The sequence below is a fragment of the Shewanella sp. SG41-3 genome (genome assembly GCF_014164545.1).
Classification (GTDB): Bacteria; Pseudomonadota; Gammaproteobacteria; order Enterobacterales; family Shewanellaceae; genus Shewanella; species Shewanella vesiculosa.
Genome location: NZ_JACJFJ010000051.1, coordinates 1 through 209 on the forward strand (window position 1 = coordinate 1; position 209 = coordinate 209).

The 209-nt window shown below is 49.3% G+C and carries 1 rRNA gene; it reads left to right on the plus strand.

The annotated features are described in order from the left end of the window. A 16S ribosomal RNA gene (locus H5164_RS19910) occupies positions 1-61 on the plus strand; the annotation flags it as partial. Between the last annotated feature and the right edge of the window lie 148 nt (positions 62-209).

Below are 209 nucleotides of genomic sequence, written 5' to 3' on the forward strand. Positions count from 1 at the left end.
GACTGGGGTGAAGTCGTAACAAGGTAGCCCTAGGGGAACCTGGGGCTGGATCACCTCCTTACCTATACGACTAACTCAATACCTAAAGTGCAGCGATGCATGTGAGTGTTCACACAGATTACTTGATAGAAGAAAGAGAAATTACGTTGGGTCTGTAGCTCAGCTGGTTAGAGCGCACCCCTGATAAGGGTGAGGTCGGTGGTTCAAGT